Raw genomic sequence first — 19,923 nt, forward strand, 5'->3', positions numbered from 1 at the left:
GTCTACCATAGGACTGGCAATGCTTTTGGGGTGTGTCACTGCTTATACTACCACGAGAGTGACAAAAGAGGGTTAATAACCAAAGTATTTTTAAACCCGCCCCCACCCAGCGACAAAATTTTATTAGGGTCACACTTACCGGACACGAGAGTTGAAAACTTTGTTAAGGTAGTTGATAACTGCTCGCTCGCACAATCAATTCACCTTGACTGAGGTCGCGGCTGAATATAAAAGCTCCTTCTTCCGTTTCGCCGCTTGACAAAAAATCTATTTGTTGCTCGCCGGATTCAACGACTTCGCCATTGACGCGCAATTCGGCAATAATCTGCACTGATTCGGCCGTTTCGCCGCCCGTGTTAGTTACGGTAAACGGTACGTAAAATTGCCCTTGAGTTTCGCGAATAGGCGTGTTGCGAGTGACAGAAATAATCGGAGGTTCCTGCTTTTTAGCCAGCCAGTTGTAGAGTACGAGTCCGGTGAGGGTAAAAAGGATGAAGCAGGCGATCGCAAATGTCACCCCTTCCGCCAAAGTTCTTTTTGGTTGCTGTTCGTTATTACTTTCCGTCATACCGTCAACCTCCCCGCCGCGCCGCCAATAGTCGCCGGCAATCCCAATACTAAGGTATAGCTCAACCAAATCGACCACGGGTCGTCAAAACTGAGTTTTTGGAAGAAAAACATCATAAATGCAGAAGCCGCCAGCGACACTAAATACGCCATGACAGTTTCGCTGAGGGGACGCTGAAAAATCCCTTGCTGTTGCTGCCGTTTTGCTTGATAAGTAAAGCCTGCTACAAATACAATACCGTAGGAAATTAGCAGCGAAGCGGCGATAATTGCTAATTGCCAAGGCGGCGAAATCGCTGCCGCTAGCATGGGAATTTCGTCAGTAGGGGCGATATTGAAAGCAATTATCATCGCGCCGATTAAAGTAGCGCCGATATCTGCTAGAGTTGGATTAATGGTAGGTTCGTTGTCGCTGTCTGAACTTTGATAGCGATCGCCACTTAAGAAACCGTTTGCCAGGGCTACTCCCAACGCAAACGGCAGGCCTTCAAAGATGATTTTCCCCAAAGTTTCTTGCAGCGGAGTCTGCGGCGTAATTTCCCTGAGCAAAAACAGGATCAAAGCCGCGCAGACAATGCCGATGGCGATCGCTTCTACGGTATCGATTGCAGCATCTAGCCAGCGGATGTCCTTAGTTTTGCGAAAACCTTCCGTGCGAGTCAACAAGAAAACGACGATAAAAGTAGTTGCGATCGCGATCGACATTTCCGCTGGTGTAGTATACGAACCGATCCACCAAACCTCCATCGTATAAAGCAGGGGAGTACCGAACAAAAAGCCGCCCGATGCACCTCGAATGATGTCGTTTAGTTCACTTGACCACTGATTTTTACGTCTTTTTGATTTCTTCATTTTTTAGTGAAAACGTACCTCAAAAAAGGCAATCTATAATTTAACATATTTCAAGTGTTATCGTAGATAGCATTTGCACTCAACTTGGTGCATAAGCTATTAAAAATTACTATCTATAAATTCCCGCCTGAGTACAAATTGCTCTCAGTGTACCTGATTTTATTTGATCGTGGTTAGGCATTACTAACGGAGTCTCCGTTCCATCCTGATTCTATCGCACCATGACAATATGTTCGCGTTCTCTAATAATCCGAAAACCCAACAACTGAAATGTTTTGATGACTCGTCTTTTAGAAGCATCGACAGGAAACTTGACATTAAATAGCCACCTCTGCTTCTACTAAAAAAGTCTCGATCGCAGGTGATTCGTTTTCCATGGTTTCTTTGCCAAATACTTCGATGTAGTAACGAATAGCTGACGTGACATCAGGTAAGGCTTCCTCATAGGTGTCACCTTCACCAACGACGGTACTTTTGATTCCGAGGGGATAGGCTACATAACCATCAGGATGTTTTTCAAGGATGATTCTACATTGTTTCATCTTCGCCTCTTTATTTTTTAACTAACTTAATTCACTACAGCCGCGCATAAGCATCAAAATAAAGGCATGAGTGTCCAACAGCCTCATTCCATCTACTCCTTAAACTCTTCTAGCGGTTCGTCAAAATCATCGGACATCCAAACCATTCCTTTAGCACTTCCTGCTTGTCGATTGGGTTTAGCTTGTTTGGGAATTACTACCAATTTTACAACAGGCTGGTTATCTTGAGTAATCGCAATTTCTTCCCTTCTCATTGCCGCTTCGATTAATTCCAAAAGCTTTTATTTTGCTTCAACAAGGTCTACTTGATACATAATTCGTGGCTCCTTACTATCAATTTCAAACATCACTCTTTTAACTCAATTCAACAAATCATCTTCCTCCAAATCAACAGACTGTAACTCCAAATCAACCGACTGCAACTGAGCAGGAGTAGCCGGAATCGCTGCAATAATCGCATCAATTACCTTCGCCACCGGAATAATCTCCATTCCTAACTCTGGCACCGGTTGATTCTTAGGAATAATCGCCCTTTTGAAACCCAATTTCGCCGCCTCCCTCAGCCGCAACTCTAATTGGGAAACCGGCCGCACCTGTCCTCCCAAACCCACTTCCCCGAGCAAAACAGTGCGTGCATCAACCACCCGATCGCGAAAACTGGCCACAACGGCGATCGCAACTGCCAAATCCGCCGCCGGTTCATCCACCTTCAACCCGCCCACCGTCGCTAAAATCACATCTAATTTAGATAAAGGAATCCCCACCCTTTTCTCCAAAACAGCTAAAATTTGCTGCAATCTAGCATTGTCCACACCAGTAGTAGTGCGGCGCGGCGAACCAAAACTTGCAGGGCTAACTAACGCCTGAATTTCCACTAAAATCGGTCGAGTTCCTTCGCAAGTAACAGTCGTCGAAGTACCGGGAGAAAATTCATCTCTATTCCCTAAAAACAACTCCGATGGATTATCTACTTCTCGCAAACCGTTGGCTACCATTTCAAAAACACCGATTTCGTGAGTCGCGCCAAAACGGTTTTTCATCGATCGCAAAAGTCGATGAGAAGCAAAGCGATCGCCCTCAAAATACAGTACAGTATCTACCAAATGTTCCAAAACCCTCGGTCCCGCCAAAGCTCCATCTTTCGTAACGTGACCGACAATAAATAAAGTAATATTTTCCCTTTTCGCAACCTGCATCAAAGCCGAAGTACATTCCCGCACCTGAGCCACCGAACCCGGAGCCGATGTTAAACTAGCAAAATAAATAGTTTGGATGCTGTCAATCACCGCCACATTCGGTTTCAGCGCTTCCAACTCCCGCAAAACAACTTCTAAATCCGTCTCGGGAAGCAAATAGAAATTCTCCGCTGAATTGTCCTCCGAATCCTTTTTAGCTTCCCCGTTGCTGCCGGATTTATGCCCGCCGTTGCTTGACAAATCAACCGGATTAGCTACGCCCAAACGCTGCGATCGCAACTTCACCTGCTGGCCGGACTCCTCCGCACTGACATACAGTATCCGATCCTTGCGGGCCAACATATTCGCCACCTGCAACAGCAGCGTCGATTTCCCGATTCCCGGTTCTCCGCCAATCAACACCAGCGATCCGGGAACAATCCCGCCTCCCAAAACTCGATCGAGTTCCCCGTAACCAGAAGGCCAGCGAGACTGAGTTTGGTCGGAAATCTGCGATAATCTGAAAGATACCCTTGGTTGACCCTTCGACTTATCAGGGGGCGAACCGCCCACTGTCTTAGTTGTCACCCCAGTTAAACCAGCCCGCGACACAGCAGCAGTAGGTTGTTCTAACTGCTCGTCAAAAGAATCCCACTTCTGACAGCTAGGACACCTGCCAAAATATTGTGGTGAATCATACCCGCATTCCCGACAAATATATTGTATTCGAGGCTTAGGCATTGTTTACTATGATAAATAGTCACCCTAACATTTAGAAAAGTCTGAGTTAAAGCACTTATCAAGCTTTCAGACCCATCCCCACACATAATTCAATTTGTGTCTTCTATGATAGGGTACAAAAAATTAACATTATCTGAAATGTAACTTAAGGAGTGCTCGGTAACTTGGAAAACCATAAAGAAAAAATTCTGGTAGTCGATGACGAAGCCAGTATCCGCCGCATTCTGGAGACTCGCCTTTCCATGATTGGCTACGATGTCGTCACCGCTGCTGACGGCGAAGAAGCTCTCGAAACTTTTCGCAACACCGAACCCGACTTAGTGGTTTTGGACGTTATGATGCCGAAGCTAGACGGTTACGGCGTGTGTCAGGAGTTGCGTAAAGAGTCAGACGTGCCCATCATCATGCTAACCGCTTTGGGAGACGTAGCCGATCGCATCACCGGTTTAGAATTGGGCGCCGACGATTACGTCGTCAAACCTTTCTCTCCCAAAGAACTCGAAGCCCGCATCCGTTCGGTACTGCGGAGGGTTGACAAAAACGGAGCATCGGGCATTCCCAGCTCCGGAGTCATCCACGTCACCAATATTAGGATTGACACCAACAAGCGCCAAGTTTACAAAGGCGACGAACGAATTCGGCTCACGGGCATGGAATTCAGCCTGTTAGAACTGCTTGTCAGCCGTTCTGGAGAGCCTTTTTCGCGATCGGAAATTTTGCAGGAAGTGTGGGGATACACGCCAGAACGCCACGTAGACACCCGCGTAGTGGACGTTCACATCTCGCGGCTTAGGGCAAAGTTGGAAGACGACCCCAGCAATCCCGAATTAATTCTTACCGCCCGCGGCACCGGCTATCTCTTCCAGCGAATTGTCGAAATTGGAGAAGTAGGATAAAGTCAGTTGGCAGTTGGCAGTTGGCAGTTGGCATTAGTTAAATTACCAACTACCAATTACCAATGACTAATGACTAATGACTAATGACTAATGACTAAATCTGATCCCAATAAAGTTTTGCGGCAATTGCCCTTAGTTGCAGGAGGGTTAGCAGGTACGCTGCTAATGGTGAACCGCTTGCTGACAGAGCAAATCACAGATTCTCAAGCTCGATCGGACGCTTTGGGAGTAATTATCAGCGCTTTGCTGATTTTAACAGGTTTGCTGTGGCAGCAGGTGCAAGCGCGATCGCCGGATTCGGTAAAACTTATCGGCGAAGAAGGTTTTGAATTTGCGCCGGATTTGCCGGAGGCTGTGAAAATAGAATTAGCTTGGGCGTCGCGTTTGCTGTTGACAAATACCGCCACAAGGTCGATCGTAATTGTGTATCAGGGAAAAGTTTTATTGCGCCGCGGTATTTTAGGCATCAATCCCGAAGTTAAACCCGGGCCGATTTTGCAGCGAGTGCTCGACAAAAACAAACCAGTTTATTTAGTAAATCTCAATATTTATCCCGGGCGAATTGAATTTGACTATTTGCCAGAAAATACTCAAGGAGTTATCTGTCAGCCGATCGGCAGCCAAGGCGTTTTAATCTTAGGTGCTAACGCGCCCCGCAGCTACACCAAACAAGATGAAAACTGGATTGAAGGGATTGCCGACAAACTAGAAAATACCATCAATCAATTTTAGATTTTAGATTTTAGATTTTAGATTGTGGATTTTAGATTGTGGATTTTAGATTGTGGAGTGCACAATGGCAGCCCTGTGAAAGTGCGATCGACTTCGAGGGCTGCGCTAACGACGGATTTGCCTCATTCTAGGTGTTGGCTATCGGCAATAAACAAGATTTATCGGAAAATTGGGTTTAAAACCCCGTGCTTCTAGCACGGCTTTGTGTCAAAATAGGATTGGTCACAGACCCGCCCAGATTTGAGATACTCCAAAATAAACAGCTTGGTTGAAAGTCCTGTCAGAGTTGCGATCAGAAACAGGGGAAGCAACGCCGGGCAATGGAAGTCCAACCCTAAAAGCAAACAAGTATTTTACTTGCGTACAAAACAGAAAAGTCGCCGTAGGGCATTGGGAGACTTAAAACGGACATGGAGAGAAGGTAAGACTGGCTTGCTAGCACATCTCAGCTAAGTGTCAAGAATCACCGTTGCTTTAGCGGGCGTGAGTATGTCAATACCGATATCTTTTGAAAAGAAGAAGAGCGAGCGAGCCCCCCAACAAAATTTGCAGGGTTTGAGGGTATTCTTCGCCACTCCTGAGCCGGCTGCGTGCACAGGGCGGCTCTTAGTCCTCAACAACGCTCTCCGGGTGCGCCGCAGCGCACCTTACTAGCTCAAAACTCTCAACTCAAAACTCAAAACTACTACCGAGCCCAGTCAGTACCGCGCCACAGCGTAAAAAACAAAACACTAGAAATCAGCGCGCCCAGCAGCCACTTAATAGCATTTTTAAATAACCCCAAGCGCTGACTTGACTTAACCGCAGCGCTTTGCGTCTGCAACCGGTCCTTAGCCGGAGTAATTCTCGAAAGAATTTGCTCTTTCAATTGCTGTGGGTTTTGCGTATCCGCTGGTACCCCCAAACGGGTAAGTTCCCCGGCCAAATTCCTTAAATCTTCAGGACTACCCTTATTCAGCCGTTCTTCCACCTGCTGCAACTGAGCTAATTGTTGGTTGGCTTGAGTAGTAATTTGCTGGTTATTTTGGTTGTTGACGTAGATAGCGCCAAAAATTCCCAAAGGTAGCATCAACAGAAAAACCAGGGCCAGCAGCAGACACACCCAAGACAAAACCTTCAAAAACAAGTCTTCCAAACCTCTGCGATCGTACCCTTCTCCAAAAAATATCAGCGCCATTGCCAGTAAAGGAACTGGCACCCGTTCAACTACAGCCCCAATCGTTTGCAATTCCCAGAGGCGATTGCCAAAATTTGCTGGTATAAGAACTGCAATCGCATCTAATACAGACAGAATTAATAGACCGTAGCCAATCCAACGCAGTCTGTAGATAGAAAAACCTTGTTCGCCTTGTAAGTCATTCATAAAATAATCAGAGTTGTTGTTAAGAAAAATCTCTCTTGAACCCGCCCAATAACGGATACAAGTCCCCGACAACAGTCGTGGAGAATCAAAAATTTTAGACTTTTGTTCAAGCTTCCCGATTCACCTGTGGAGTAAATCTAAAAGCTAAAAGCTAAAAGCTAAAATCGACTGAATCGAGTCAAGGCTCGGGGAATCGCGGCTGCCACCACCCATACCAAGAAACCCAAGCATTCTCTAGAATTTTTTTGGCATCTTCTGGAGTTGTTTTATCCAAAGGCACAGACATCTGAGTCCACAAACAGCGCCGGTCTTGAATATTTCCCCTACCCAACAACCAAAACAGAATACGGTTTGGCTGCCAATCGCGAGTATTTCGATTATATCTAAACTGTTGGGAAGTTACTGTAGCACTGCCATTAGGATTGATACACGAACTCAAATAAAGTCGATTTTGCTGTTGCAAAATTCCGTGAAACCCCGCGGCTTGAGTGTTTGCCAATGTTAGTTTACCAGGAGACGACTTGAGAACTGTATGTCCTTTCATCATACCTTCCACTTGCCCAATGGTGTCTACCGCATAGCGCATCTCTATTTCGAGAGCCATGCTATTTTTTTGATATTCATATTTCCTGGCAGCTTTGAATTCTGAATTGCCGCTAATTTTCAGCGGCGCGCTCTTCTGCATTTTCCAATCGGCTAGAGGCACCGACTCGGGAAACTCAAACGGGGTTGCCAGATTTTTGCCTACAGAGGGATAGAAAACCAATTTTCCGGCAACCAACAAAACCCCTCCCAAAGTAACAGCCAACAGGGAAAGCCTAACTGGTTTCCAAGAGGTAATAGCCATTAGCAATTCTGTCCTTCCTTATTTTGGGGTTGGTCTTTCAAAATTGCAAACCAGCAGAATAACCCGAAAATAAATACAGCAATCATAGAAAATATTACCGAACCATTTCCTTCGTGCCAGTAGTCAAATGCTTCGGGTTGAGATAGCGATACCAGCACGGCCAGGAGACCAACTCGCGCGGCATTCACTACAAATGCAGTAATTATTGCGACGAATGGCAATACAATTTTCTGACTCGTAGTGGTAGGAAACATCAGTAAGAAAACCAGAGCTAGTCCTAACAATTGTAGCATCGCATTCACCCCGGAACAGCCGTGATTCACTTCCACGCTGCCCTTTTCCAGGATTAGATAAACCCCTTTCTGCACAACTTCAAATCCTATATAATGCAGGATGAAAGCTGAAAATTTTGCTGTTAATTTGGGGACATCAACGAAGACTCCGATCAATCCGGGAGGAATAGCTGTATACGCAAGAATTAGAAGTTCCTGCCAATATTGTTTCAGTCCTTTTGTTCCAGAAGCCAGCAATGCAAGACTGATTCCAGACAAAAAAGGCGTTGCTCTGATAAAAAAGTCGTATCCAGATATCGACGAACTTTTGAGCAATATTAAAGCAATTAAGGATGACCCAAAGAAGCTGGCGAAAATTCCGCTTTCAAAAGTTAAGGATTCGTGCCTTTCCCAAATGAGAAATGCTACAACTCCCCAAAACAGGAACATTGTACCGAACAGGTCAGTGTCGTTGGTTCTGGAAGTCAGAGTTAGGTGTAAGGCTATCAAACCGGAGGCGATGCCTAACAGCCAGTATTTAGGTTCTTGGACGTGCTTGAGCCAGTTTATTTCGGTCATTGGTGCTTTTTGTTTTTCCTAAAAGCTTCTAAAATGCTTAATCTTGTAACTCTATTAAAATTATCAGCTACAAACACTTGAATTTATGCCTTTGGGGTGATTTTTAACTAAATCTTCACAAAGATTGACAATGGCGAATGTGTGTGATAGTTCCCTCCACCTAATTAAATCTGAAGTTAGGCGCAAAGATTAAAGAAAACAGGTTTTTTAACTGTGATCGATCGCACTCCCCGAAAGATTTTATTCCCTCAAACCCGGTTTCTGCGCCTAGAGTTTAAATGAAAAGCTTGAAGGCAAGACAGAAAGATTTCTTGGACGCACTCTTGAGCTTGAAAACCAGTTTTTTACCGGTGCTGGTTTTTGGTAGCCCGTGCGTCCAAGAGTAGATTAATTAGAGTAGACTTTCCGGTAGTAAGTTTGATATTCCTCCGAAAGCAGGGGTTCCCACCACTCCCGATGGGCTAAGTACCATTCTACAGTCTGCCGCAAACCTTCTTCAACTGTTACTGAGGGAGTCCAACCTAACTCAGTTTTAATTTTGGTGGCATCAATAGCATAACGGCGATCGTGCCCGGCTCTGTCTTTGACAAATGTAATCAATTGTTCGCAAGGACGGGCGGGTAAATCAGAAGCTAATTCGTCCATTAGCTGGCACAGCATTTTTACTAGATCGAGATTTTTTACCTCGTTGTTGCCGCCAACATTGTAGGTTTCCCCAGGCTGACCACGGTGAATAACGGCATCTAAAGCGCGGCAGTGGTCGAGAACGTAGAGCCAATCTCGCACGTTTTGACCGTCGCCGTAAACAGGCAGCGGTTTGCCCAATAGCATATTGATGCACATTAATGGAATGAGCTTTTCTGGGAAATGATAGGGGCCGTAATTGTTGGAACAGTTGGTGATAATTGTCGGGACGCCGTAGGTGTGGAAATAGGCGCGGGCGAGGTGGTCGCTGCCAGCTTTGGAGGCTGAGTAGGGACTGTTGGGCGAGTAGGCAGTTGTTTCTGTGAAGGCTGGGTCATCGGGGCCGAGACTGCCGTAAACTTCGTCGGTAGAAACGTGGAGGAAGCGCATTTGTGCTTTGAGAGATGCCTCATCAATTGCTTCAAAATGCTTGCGGAAGGCTTCTAAAAGTGTGAAGGTTCCGACAACGTTTGTTTGAACAAAGGCTGCAGGCCCGATAATTGACCTGTCAACGTGGGATTCTGCGGCAAAGTGGGCGACTGTGGTGATGTTTTCTTCTTTGAGCAAGGTATCGACTAGGGTACGATCGCAAATATCCCCCTGCACAAACCGAAAATTTTCGCCTCCTTCCAAAGTTGCCAGGGTTTGTCTGTTTCCGGCGTAGGTTAAAGCGTCGAGTACGACTACTCGATCGCCCGGATAGCTGCTGCACCAGTGATGCACAAAATTCGAGCCGATAAATCCAGCCCCGCCCGTCACCAACAATCGGCGAGGGGTTCGCTCAATGCCTTGATTCGCGTTGTCTGTCATAAAAATAAGAGTTATTCCAATAACTAAGCCTTTACAAAAGTAGCCTTAAAAGTAGTTTGTCACCAAGTGTTTGCGGCCATGTAACTAAATTTTCTACAATCTCACCTCAGATTTTCTAATTTGGGCGCGATCGAAGTATTGGTTCACAAAACTTGAACTTATACCGAGCTGTTAGCCGAAACGCTTACAGAGCAAGCATTGCAAATTTTTAAGCAGGCAAATTTAAATTTGAATTGCGTGAGGCTATAGCTGACTTTTGCGATCGATCCTCGATATGGGCGGCGCGCAGAGTTGATACATTTGTAAAGAGCTGTTACCATTAATTTTTTAATTATCCTTTACAATCTCCAGAGCACCATGAAGAAGTTTCAAGTGTTAGCTGGCATTGCTTCCGTCGTCGCGATCGCAAGCAGCATCGCCATAGGTGACGCTGCATCTGCTTTCCCCTGTTCCTACAGCAAATCTGGGGCGGCTAAATCTGGTTCTGCGACAACGATCCTAGGTTCCGGCGGCTCGGAGCGAATCAATCCGTGGAAATCTTACAAAACAGCAGCTCTCGGTTTCCTCGGTTTGGCGGGAGTTTTGGGTGGGGGTGCGGCCTACATGAGCTACCGCGCCGGCAAGCGCGCTTCTGCTGCTTGCGCTGCGATGACCGATAATTTTGAAGTTTTTGAAGAATCGGCTCCGATCGCAGATGCAGGTGTTTCTGGACACATGGAAGTTCCTGCCTTGCTCGATTTGGCGCCGGCGGGTGCTGTAGCTGAGTCAGCAGATGCGGTTGCAGCCGTTCGCGAACACCCAGAAGCTCCTGGCGGTGAGCTGGATTTGCCGGTTTCGCCAGTTGCTGAGTTGAGTTCTGAAATTGCGATCGAACAAGTCCAAAGCGCGATCGTCAAATAGTTATCTCAGACCAAAGTATTCGCTTAGCGCACCTCCAATCTTCCCAGATTGGAGGTTTTTTGAGTGGAAATTATCTACCCTACAATTTCTTGTCATTGCGATCGCGAAGCACTGCAAACAATAGACAGATGAATCGATAGCACACAATATTATATTCCGGCCAAGCAAACGAGCGCTAAATTAATATCAATTAAAAAAACTCTTGCTACAATCATCAATCTCATACTAATTAATTATTAAAAGTCGCCGCTCTTTGTCAGGACAAGGCTGTGGCGTTTCCCTAATGTATTTGAACTGTATTTGATCCGAGTGAAAACTGCTATAAAATTAGATGACTCAAAGCGAAACAGTACCCGGCAGAGGCGATCGCTAAAAATACTCTTCAGATCAATCTGAGGGTAGACGGCAAGAGTTCAAATCCCCTGCTATGGTGGAAAATATAGCCCTACAGATTACAACTATAGGTTATTATGAATGCTTGGCGCGATCGATTCAATCAATTTACAGGTAAAACTAGATTGGCAGTTTGCCGCGTGTTCGTTCACCTAACAGGCGAAGAAGTTGCACCGCTGTTAGGAGTTCTCAACCGCACCGCTAGAAAAGCAATCGATGCCGATGGCGACATAGTAGTTTTAGGAGAAGGTCTGGTAGAAATTTGCAATCACCTGTTGCAGTACGACAACTACTGGCAGTCAGCCGCCAATGAGGGCGATGTTTTTTGGAATGAAGGGGAAGCCGGCGATTATGTGGATGAACTTTTCATTGATTCAGCCGATCGCTATCTCAGCGAGCCTCAATACAGCACATCTGTTTACGATCAAAAATCCCCCTTGTCTTTGCCGATAACTAGAAATATCGTAGTGATGCTGACAGTTGCGTATGAAGGGGAAGTTCCTGCCCTAGAAACTGACCTCGCTGACATCAGCACGCTGAAAGTCGGTTTAAAAGCCCTGATTAATTTACATTACCAAGAAAGGCTCCGAGCTGTGCAAGTTCACTTTTCTCCCGCACAGTTGGGAGACGAACTTACCAACGACCAAGTGTTGGTCAATTTCCCCGAACTTATTCCCATTTAAGGAAGGAAGAAGGAAGAGGGAGAAATTACCAATTACTATTTACCAAAATTACCACAGCACATTCCCTGTATATGTAGTACACAGAATTTTCTAGGGATTAAGGTGCGTCGCTAGTAACAATCTGCAAGTTTTATCCAAAATATTGCAGCGACGCAGCCTACAGATTAACACCCCACAATATAGCTGCTACTGTACTTGTTAAAGATGGAATAGGCTGTATTTACTCATTACCAATTACTATTTATGATGCTGCGAAAACTGACAATTTATTTAATGGCTTTAACTTTTTTGGGGACGGCAATCGGCTGCGGTTCACCTCGCACACAAACTTATACAAATCCTGCTGGCAATCCAAATATTAACACAGTGCGCCCGGCACCAAACAATAACTTGGCTCAAGGCCAATATCCCGTACAGCAAGCTACCTACGACGATGCTGATGGCGAATACAGTTTGATGTTGCTGAATACTCCCCCCGGCAGTCCCCCAGTTTACCGCACTAGGGATTTGCAAATGGCTCGCTTAACAGATGAAGAAATATCGGCAGGCAAGAAAAGTTATCTAAATGTGGATAACAATCAAGCGGTTTTGCATTTGACAGAAGATTTTAAAATTGAGTACGTTCACAACGTTACCGAAACTGTTCCGAATCCTCAAACAGGTCAGCCCCAAACCGTAGTAGTGAGACAGCAATCAGGCTTCTGGGCACCGTTTGCTGGGGCTATAGCCGGTCAGGCGATCGGCAGTTTGTTATTTAGACCGCGATATTATATGCCGCCAGTCTATCAGCCGGGGATTATGACAGGATATGGCGGGTATGGTAATACTTACGGCCAAGCTGTTCAGCAGTATGAAACTCGCTATCGAACTCCGCCTCCGGCTGTGAGAAACCGTCAAGTTTTAAGGACGACCGGCCGCTTGCGATCGCCCACCTATAACCAGCCAGTAAGACCCTCAGCACGGCCAAATGGCAATCGATCGACCGGTTCGGGTTACGGTGGCAGCACTTTGAGGCGATCGCCGCAGCAACGTCAAAATCAATACAAGCGACAGCCGAGTTTTGGTAGCGGCAGGAATTCTCGTCAACCGAGTCGGAATCGCTCTTTCGGGAGTAGAAGGCGCTGAGTTGAAAATGGCAAAAATCAGCAACTGACATCGGTAAAAGTTGATTTTATTATTCTCCCGATGCCACGCCACCGCAGGTAGGGAGAAGGAAAACTTTGGAATAATTGATTTAGCCTTCTCTGTTTCCCCCAGACCCCAAAAATAGGTGATTTAATTTCTACAGTGGTATTGTGAAACTTCATTAAGTTTGTAAGCATCAATCAACAATAGTAGTATCAGATTATCTGATTATTCGAGTAAAAAACACATGACTTAAAGAAGGGAAACCTTAAATGCAACTAGCAGAGAGGCACATCATTAAATCTACGGAACATCGTTTCGCCCAGATTGATGAATTAGCCTTTAAATCCAAGAATCTCTACAATGCCGCCAACTACGTCATTCGTCAGAGTTTTACTTATGGATGGGGTTACATCAACTACAACGAGATGAACCGTTTGATGAAATCTCATCAAGCTTACAAGGCAATGCCCGCCAAGGTTAGTCAACAAATTTTGATGGTATTGGACAAGAATTGGAAATCGTTTTTTGAAGCAGTCAAAGCTTACAAAATTGATTCCTCTAAATTTACTGGTCGTCCGAAGCTACCAAAATATAAGGATAAAGCCAAGGGTCGTAATATTCTTATCTATACGATTCAGGCGATTAGCAGCAAGCAATTGAAGAAAGGAATTATCAAGCTTTCGGGTACGGAAATCTTGATAAAGACCAAAGTAAATCCCGATCAAATTTGCCAAGTTAGGCTGGTTCCCAAATGTGATTCGTATGTGATTGAGGTGATTTATAATGAGCCGGAGTCCACCGTCAGTAACGATATTTGGGCAGCTAGTATTGATTTAGGACTGAATAGTTTAGTGGCGTTAACTTCAAATCAGCCGGGTTTCATCCCTCTCCTGATTAACGGGCGACCATTAAAATCGATTAACCAGTTCTACAACAAACGCTCTTCACACTTACAATCTCAGTTAAAAGGAAGTCGCAAGAGTTCGCCCCGCATTCAGCGCTTAACTCGCTGTCGCAACCAAAAAGTCGATAATTACTTGCATCACGCCAGTCGGCTAATCATCGGTATCTTGGTCGCCAAACAAATTGGGACCCTAGTAATTGGCAAGAATGCACAATGGAAAACCGAAATTGATTTAGGAAAGCAAACCAACCAAAACTTCGTCAGTATTCCTCACGCTCGATTAATTGAGATGTTGGAATACAAAGCTCGACTGGTTGGGATTAGGGTGATCGTGCAAGAAGAATCTTACACATCTAAGTCGAACTTCCTGAATCTAGATCCGATTCCTGTGTACGGGCATACTGGCGCTGATGGTGTCGCATTTAGTGGCAAGCGAATTAAGAGAGGTTTATACAAGACATCGGTCGGTCAATTAATTAACTCTGATGTCAACGGGTCTTACAATATCCTCAGAAAAGCAGTCCCAAATGCGTTTAGCAATGGGATAGAGAGCTGCGTAGTTCAGCCGAGGCGGGTCAATCCGCTCAAAGTAAAAGTGAAAGGGGAGGGACTTAATGCCTCCCATGTCATGTCATAAACGACTATACTTTTACCAGCTATGTAGGTGACAATATGTCTTCTTCACAACCCCCGTCAGGGGAAAGAAACCCTCTAGGATTGGATGAATTGATTGCGATCTTGGTTGCCTTCGGCACGATGGGAGCAATTTTATTTTGGGTAACAGGTAAAAATCCCGATCGATTGAATGCCCGAAATTGGCAATTTCCAGCCGTTTTTTCTCAACCTGCTGTTACGCCCGCGACTCCGGGAATATTAACACCCGAATCGCCCAGTTCCGATTTGCGATCGCCCGCTAAAACGCTCCTTCCCTCAGAACCGGATGCCGCACCTGTGGGACCTTTAGGGCCGGTTTTACCGCAAAATCCTCCGGTGGGTGTAATCGTTGTTCCTCCCAAGCCAATTGCGCGATCGACTCCCGCTCCAGCAATTACCAAACCGAAAGGCGATAAACCCAAAGCCGATCAACCCAAAGTTGGGCCCGTTAGATTCTCCGATGTTCCAGACAAATATTGGGCGCGTCCGTTCATTTTAGCCTTAGTCGATCGGAAAATTTTTGCTGAGTCCAGCGACAGCAAATTTCGTCCAGACGAACCGATGACGCGAGCCGAACTAGCGCGCTTAATTCAGCGAATGTCCGACGACAAACAACCGATCCGAAAACCAATTGATTTTAAAGACGTAAAAGACAAGAGTCCTGCCGGTCCTGCGATCGACCACACCGTCAAAACTGGATATCTTAAAGGATACCCAAACAATGAGTTCCGTCCCGAAAAACAGATTCCGCGTGTCGAAGTCATCGCAGCTTTAGCGAGCGGTTTGAGCCTGAAACCATCCACAAAAGCAACCAAAACTTTACAAGTTTATACAGACAGGGCAAAAGTGCCGAAATGGGCAGTTAACAAAGTAGCATCAGCCACAGAAGCTGGCATTGTTGTCAACCACCCGAAGCGCACACTTTTGCAGCCTAATAAAACAGCAACTCGTGCTGAAGTAGCAGCCATGATTTACCAAGCTATGGCCAAAAAAGGCAAAGTACCTGCTAAGTCTTCAGAGTATGTTGTCAAGCCTTTAAAGCTGCCCAAATAATATTTTAGGGGCGTTGCTCCTAGCCCGCCCCACAATAACATTTAATCGTTATTGTTTGTAGTCAGGACTGAAGCCTTCACTACGAAGCAGCTAAATTAATCTTGAAACACCATAATACTGCCCGAATAGCAAGCTACCCAAACCTGATTAGTTTCCGGATCGTAAGTAATCCCGATCGGACTTGAATTAACCTTCACTGTTTGCAGCACTTTCATATCGCTCGTCCTAACTTTGCTAACAGTATTCGAGAAATAGTTGACTACATAAAGCAGTTTTCCCTGATCGGAAATTGTCATGCTGCGAGGTGCTTTTCCTGTAGAAACTTTGTCCACGACTTTACCCATTTTTAGGTCAATTTTTGCCACATTTCCTTCACCATTTAAAGTGGCATAAAGATACTTTCCATTGGGATCGATCGTCAAATGACGCGGCGCATTGCCAATATTCTTGAGCCATTCTACCGAAAAGTCGATGAGATTCACTTTCGCAATATCGGAAGAACCCATGATGGCAACATAGGCATTTTTTGAGTCGGGAGTAACCACAATACCCCGAGGATATGCACCCAGTTTCACTCGCTCGATTTCGAGATTTTTATTGATATCAACTACGCTCAAATCCCAACTGCACCAATTGCTAGCGAGGGCGAAGCGATTGTCAGGGGAAACAGCATTGAATTTCGGAACTGCACCTACAGGAATTACCTTTTCTATTTTCAAAGTTTGGGTATTGATGCGGTACAGAAAACTTTGGTCATGTTTGGCCGCTGGAGAGCACCTGTCGGTTCCCGGATTTCTAAACCCGGAACCGTACATTTTGTAGTTGGAGACGTAGGCATATTTGCCGTCTGTTGAAAAAGCCGCTTCTACGGGAGAGCCTTTATAATTGCCTTTGAATTTAGAAAACCCGAACTTCGACAAGTTTACGGTATCGGGAATAGTCTTGACTAATTTAAAATTCCTGTCATAAACTGTGATTGTGTGGCGGTACATCATGTTTTGAGCAAAAAACAAACCCGCTCCCGAATAAACTATTGATTTTGGCGATATGTTACCGTAAATTGTTTTTTTCAAGGTCATTTTTCCTTGAGTATTATCGGGAGGATTTTCGAGCTTGGTGGGTGGCAATTCACTTTCTTTATCCTCGGAATTTTCAGTTTTAAAGGGCGGTAAAGAGGGTTCTTGAAATAGAGGTTCTTGGGTCTGAGTGTTAGTTTGATCTTCGTCGAGTTCGTTTGTGTTATCTGTGGCGGTAGGAGAGGGGGAAGATCGATCGACATTTGGCGAGATTTTTTCCGCAGATTCCATGCTGGCGTCTTCCGGCTTACCTTTGAGTGCTGACAAGGTTTTAGGGCCGACAATTCCGTCAACTTTCAGGTTGTTCTCTGCTTGAAACTTTTTCACTGCAGCCTGGGTGAGAGAACCGTAAAATCCTGTAGCCTTACCGCTAAAATAGCCTGCGTTTTGTAGAGTTTTCTGAAGTTGGGCTACTTCCGGGCCTGAATCACCTTTTTTGATGGCGAGTGCGGGATTGACTAAATTGACAATTGTGAGAGCGATCGTAAAGAAAAGTAAAGGAGTATAGGCTAAATTCCGGTGCATTTTTGAGTGGGTCGATCGAGCTTGACCCGCAGCCGTTTCCCAAGTTTCAGCTAAATGTAGGTAGGCCAGTCCGTCCATAGTTTTTACCGGGTATTTTTGGTGCTATGATACACCAGTTAACTTTGATGAAAGAGAGAATCTTATTATAATCAAACTTAGGGTAAAATCTCCAAGCAGTTTTTAATGGTGCCAGCAAGTAGGAGCGATCGACAATGTGGAGTGGGGAAAAAACAACCGCAGAATCAACGACAAAAGAATCCCGCCAGACGTTGCTGGGGGACGGCGACGGGGGACTTTGCCAGCGGGCTTGGGTAGAAATGGATTTAGCAGCTTTAACTCACAATGTAAAAGAGCTTAAAAAGCTCTTATCTCCCCACACAGAACTGATGGCAGTTGTGAAAGCCGATGCTTACGGTCACGGTGCTGTTGCAGTCAGTCAAATAGCATTGCAAGCAGGGGCTAGTTGGCTGGGAGTGGCGACAATTCCCGAAGGAATAGAATTGCGAGAAGCTGGGATAGAAGCGCCGATTTTGCTGTTGGGGGCAACCCATACACCGGAACAGGTAAAGGCGATCGCCCATTGGCACTTGCAGCCCACTATTTGTACTGCCAAACAAGCCCTAATTTTTTCCGAAGTTCTCGCCGATCTGAACCAATGTTTGCCGGTTCACGCTAAGTTAGATACGGGAATGTCTCGCTTGGGTACGCCCTGGCAAGAAGCAACAGAATTTGTGCAATTAGTCAAGCGGTTGCCCAATTTAAAATTAGCCAGCATTTACTCTCACTTGGCGACAGCAGATAGTCCCGACCCCGCAGTTATGAGAGAGCAGCACCAGCGGTTTCAACAGGCGATCGAGCAAATTAAAATAGCAGGAATTAACCCCCCTCGCCTCCACTTGGCCAACTCTGCTGCAGCCCTCGCTGACCCGGCTTTGCACTACGATTTAGTGCGAGTCGGTTTAGCTACCTACGGTCTTTATCCAGCTCCTCACTTGCAGTCGATCGCCAATTTGAAGCCCGCAATGCAGGTAAAAGCTAGGGTAACGCAGGTGAAAACAATTGAAGCAGGAACCGGCGTCAGTTACGGCTATAAATTTATAGCTCAGCGCCAGACACAGATTGCCGTAATTGGTATCGGCTATGCAGATGGCATTCCGCGCAATCTTTCTAATAAAATGCAGGTTTTAGTCCGGGGTCAGTTCGTGCGGCAAGTGGGCGCGGTAACGATGGATCAATTAATGCTGGATGTAACTGATATTCCCAATTTAGAAGTCGGCGAAGTGGTGACGCTGTTGGGCAAAGATGGGGAATATCAAATTACTGCAGACGATTGGGCCGCGACTTTAGGAACTATTTCGTGGGAAATTCTCTGCAGTTTTAAACACCGATTGCCCCGCGTAGCAGTACACTATTAGCAGTAGTCCGGCAGGGGTTTAAACCCCTGCCTCATAGCAAAAGTCGGTTAAAACCGACTCAAGAGTTTGAGCAAGGAAATTATTGATTTTAGTCCTCTTTTAGAGGACTTTAGCTATGAGACAGGGGTTTTCAACCCCCGTCGGACTCTCGGAGTGAGCGAGAAGACTAAGACTGCATTTACCAATGCCCAATGCCCAATGCCCAATGCCCAATTCCTCATGCCCAATTCCCAATTCCCAATTGATATGACAGTTATTCAGACGTTTTTACCAATAGCTCAAACCTTCTATACTCAGCTAAATGCAGAAAGAACACAAGCCTTGGAAGTAGCCCAAGAATTCTCGAAAAAATTCGTAGAATTGGGGTTTAAAATTGTACCTCAACTGCTGTGGGCGATCGGCATTTTGTTAATTACGCGATTTGCGATCGGCTTTGCGGGCCGCGTGACTCGCCGAGCACTGAGTCGCACCGAAGCCACGCTGCGGAAATTCTTAGTTCAAGCTGCTGAAATTACGATTTTGGTAGTGGGAGTAGTCGCCGCTTTGAGTCAGTTGGGAATTCAAACTACCAGTGTGGTTGCGGTGGTGGGTGCCGCGGGTTTGGCGATCGGTTTGGCGTGGCAAAATACTTTGTCGCACTTTGCTGCTGGGGTAATGTTGATTAGTTTGCGCCCCTTTGAAGTCGGAGATGGGATTGAAGCTGGGGATGTTAAGGGAGTGGTGGACAGCATCGGGATTTTTTCAACAACCGTGGTGACAGACGATCGGATAAAAATTATTGTCCCGAACAATCAGTTGTTTAACGGTACATTGAAAAATACAACGGCAATGGGAACGAGGCGAGTAGACTTGAAGATTGATATTGGCGATCGGCCGATCCGTCAGACAGTGGCTGAGTTATTAGAGATTGCCCACTCTCACCCGCTGGTGCTGGAGAATCCGCCCCCGACTTGTTTGGTGGCCGAGATTACTCCCGATACAACTATTTTATCTCTCCGACCTTGGTGCGCGTCGGTGGCCTACGAACAAGTGCGATCGCAAGTTCAACAATACGTCAAAGAGGCAATGGATGCCGACAACAATCAAGAACAATAGATATAAATCTAAAATCTAAAACCCAAAATTGATCCGA

At 45.7% G+C, this 19,923-nt stretch carries 19 protein-coding genes and 1 pseudogene; 9 read left to right on the forward strand and 11 right to left on the reverse strand.

Annotation, left to right across the window (positions count from 1 at the left end):
- Positions 1–163: 163 nt before the first annotated feature.
- From QUA71_RS22745 to radA, 6 genes and pseudogenes are all read right to left on the reverse strand, one after another.
- Positions 164–568 (reverse strand): TIGR02588 family protein, encoded by a 405-nt coding sequence (locus QUA71_RS22745; RefSeq protein WP_333288492.1) that lies wholly within the window; start codon positions 566–568, stop codon positions 164–166.
- Complete coding sequence (locus QUA71_RS22750) at positions 565–1,419, reverse strand: TIGR02587 family membrane protein (RefSeq protein WP_333288494.1); 855 nt, start codon at positions 1,417–1,419, stop codon at positions 565–567. The genes QUA71_RS22745 and QUA71_RS22750 overlap by 4 nt, the downstream gene beginning before the upstream one ends.
- Before the next feature lie 109 nt (positions 1,420–1,528).
- Positions 1,529–1,609: pseudogene (locus QUA71_RS29370) on the reverse strand (type II toxin-antitoxin system HicA family toxin); the annotation flags it as partial.
- 127 nt (positions 1,610–1,736) lie between these two features.
- A complete protein-coding gene (locus tag QUA71_RS22755) occupies positions 1,737–1,961 on the reverse strand; it encodes a hypothetical protein (RefSeq protein WP_333288496.1) in 225 nt (74 codons plus the stop codon).
- 92 nt (positions 1,962–2,053) lie between these two features.
- Positions 2,054–2,236, reverse strand: coding sequence for a DUF2281 domain-containing protein (locus QUA71_RS22760; protein ID WP_333214052.1), 183 nt, complete (start codon positions 2,234–2,236; stop codon positions 2,054–2,056).
- An 84-nt stretch (positions 2,237–2,320) separates the two neighbouring features.
- Positions 2,321–3,877 carry a DNA repair protein RadA gene (gene radA, locus QUA71_RS22765; protein ID WP_333288498.1) on the reverse strand — a complete coding sequence of 519 codons (1,557 nt, stop codon included), beginning with the start codon at positions 3,875–3,877 and terminating at the stop codon, positions 2,321–2,323.
- A gap of 164 nt (positions 3,878–4,041) precedes the next feature.
- Between radA and rpaB the strand changes: the two genes are divergently transcribed.
- Both rpaB and QUA71_RS22775 read left to right on the forward strand, forming a co-directional pair.
- Positions 4,042–4,773 (forward strand): response regulator transcription factor RpaB, encoded by a 732-nt coding sequence (rpaB, locus tag QUA71_RS22770; protein ID WP_071587789.1) that lies wholly within the window; start codon positions 4,042–4,044, stop codon positions 4,771–4,773.
- A gap of 90 nt (positions 4,774–4,863) precedes the next feature.
- A complete protein-coding gene (locus tag QUA71_RS22775) occupies positions 4,864–5,505 on the forward strand; it encodes a cofactor assembly of complex C subunit B (protein ID WP_333288500.1) in 642 nt (213 codons plus the stop codon).
- Positions 5,506–6,190: 685 nt separating this feature from the next.
- Here QUA71_RS22775 and hpsJ-A read toward each other — a convergent pair.
- From hpsJ-A to rfbB, 4 genes are all read right to left on the reverse strand, one after another.
- Entirely contained in the window at positions 6,191–6,868 is a 678-nt protein-coding gene (gene hpsJ-A, locus QUA71_RS22780) for an HpsJ-like protein, cyanoexosortase A-associated (RefSeq protein WP_190657340.1), read from the reverse strand.
- Positions 6,869–7,046: 178 nt separating this feature from the next.
- Positions 7,047–7,715 carry a cyanoexosortase A system-associated protein gene (locus QUA71_RS22785; RefSeq protein WP_333288502.1) on the reverse strand — a complete coding sequence of 223 codons (669 nt, stop codon included), beginning with the start codon at positions 7,713–7,715 and terminating at the stop codon, positions 7,047–7,049.
- Positions 7,715–8,566, reverse strand: coding sequence for a cyanoexosortase A (crtA, locus tag QUA71_RS22790; protein WP_190657336.1), 852 nt, complete (start codon positions 8,564–8,566; stop codon positions 7,715–7,717). The genes QUA71_RS22785 and crtA overlap by 1 nt, the downstream gene beginning before the upstream one ends.
- A gap of 387 nt (positions 8,567–8,953) precedes the next feature.
- Entirely contained in the window at positions 8,954–10,060 is a 1,107-nt protein-coding gene (gene rfbB / locus QUA71_RS22795) for a dTDP-glucose 4,6-dehydratase (protein WP_333288504.1), read from the reverse strand.
- 357 nt (positions 10,061–10,417) lie between these two features.
- Here rfbB and QUA71_RS22800 point away from each other — a divergent pair, with 357 nt between their 5' ends.
- The 5 genes from QUA71_RS22800 (at position 10,418) to QUA71_RS22820 (ending at position 15,775) form a co-directional block, all read left to right on the forward strand.
- Positions 10,418–10,960: a hypothetical protein gene (locus QUA71_RS22800; RefSeq protein ID WP_333288506.1), complete on the forward strand. Its 543-nt coding sequence runs from the start codon at positions 10,418–10,420 to the stop codon at positions 10,958–10,960.
- 470 nt (positions 10,961–11,430) lie between these two features.
- On the forward strand, positions 11,431–12,036 hold the full coding sequence (locus QUA71_RS22805; RefSeq protein WP_190657330.1) for a DUF1517 domain-containing protein: 606 nt from the start codon (positions 11,431–11,433) through the stop codon (positions 12,034–12,036).
- Positions 12,037–12,279: 243 nt separating this feature from the next.
- Complete coding sequence (locus QUA71_RS22810; RefSeq protein ID WP_333214036.1) at positions 12,280–13,161, forward strand: hypothetical protein; 882 nt, start codon at positions 12,280–12,282, stop codon at positions 13,159–13,161.
- Positions 13,162–13,433: 272 nt separating this feature from the next.
- Positions 13,434–14,705 carry a transposase gene (locus QUA71_RS22815; protein WP_333288508.1) on the forward strand — a complete coding sequence of 424 codons (1,272 nt, stop codon included), beginning with the start codon at positions 13,434–13,436 and terminating at the stop codon, positions 14,703–14,705.
- Positions 14,706–14,740: 35 nt separating this feature from the next.
- Positions 14,741–15,775 carry an S-layer homology domain-containing protein gene (locus QUA71_RS22820; RefSeq protein ID WP_333288510.1) on the forward strand — a complete coding sequence of 345 codons (1,035 nt, stop codon included), beginning with the start codon at positions 14,741–14,743 and terminating at the stop codon, positions 15,773–15,775.
- Positions 15,776–15,870: 95 nt separating this feature from the next.
- Here QUA71_RS22820 and QUA71_RS22825 read toward each other — a convergent pair whose 3' ends face one another.
- Positions 15,871–17,454 carry a peptidoglycan-binding protein gene (locus QUA71_RS22825; RefSeq protein ID WP_333288512.1) on the reverse strand — a complete coding sequence of 528 codons (1,584 nt, stop codon included), beginning with the start codon at positions 17,452–17,454 and terminating at the stop codon, positions 15,871–15,873.
- Between the two features lie 134 nt (positions 17,455–17,588).
- Between QUA71_RS22825 and alr the strand changes: the two genes are divergently transcribed.
- Both alr and QUA71_RS22835 read left to right on the forward strand, forming a co-directional pair.
- A complete protein-coding gene (alr, locus tag QUA71_RS22830) occupies positions 17,589–18,791 on the forward strand; it encodes an alanine racemase (protein ID WP_333288514.1) in 1,203 nt (400 codons plus the stop codon).
- A gap of 198 nt (positions 18,792–18,989) precedes the next feature.
- Positions 18,990–19,886: a mechanosensitive ion channel family protein gene (locus QUA71_RS22835; protein WP_333288515.1), complete on the forward strand. Its 897-nt coding sequence runs from the start codon at positions 18,990–18,992 to the stop codon at positions 19,884–19,886.
- Positions 19,887–19,923 lie beyond the last annotated feature (37 nt).

Source organism: Microcoleus sp. MON1_C5, assembly GCF_036701875.1.
Taxonomy (GTDB): Bacteria; Cyanobacteriota; Cyanobacteriia; order Cyanobacteriales; family Microcoleaceae; genus Microcoleus.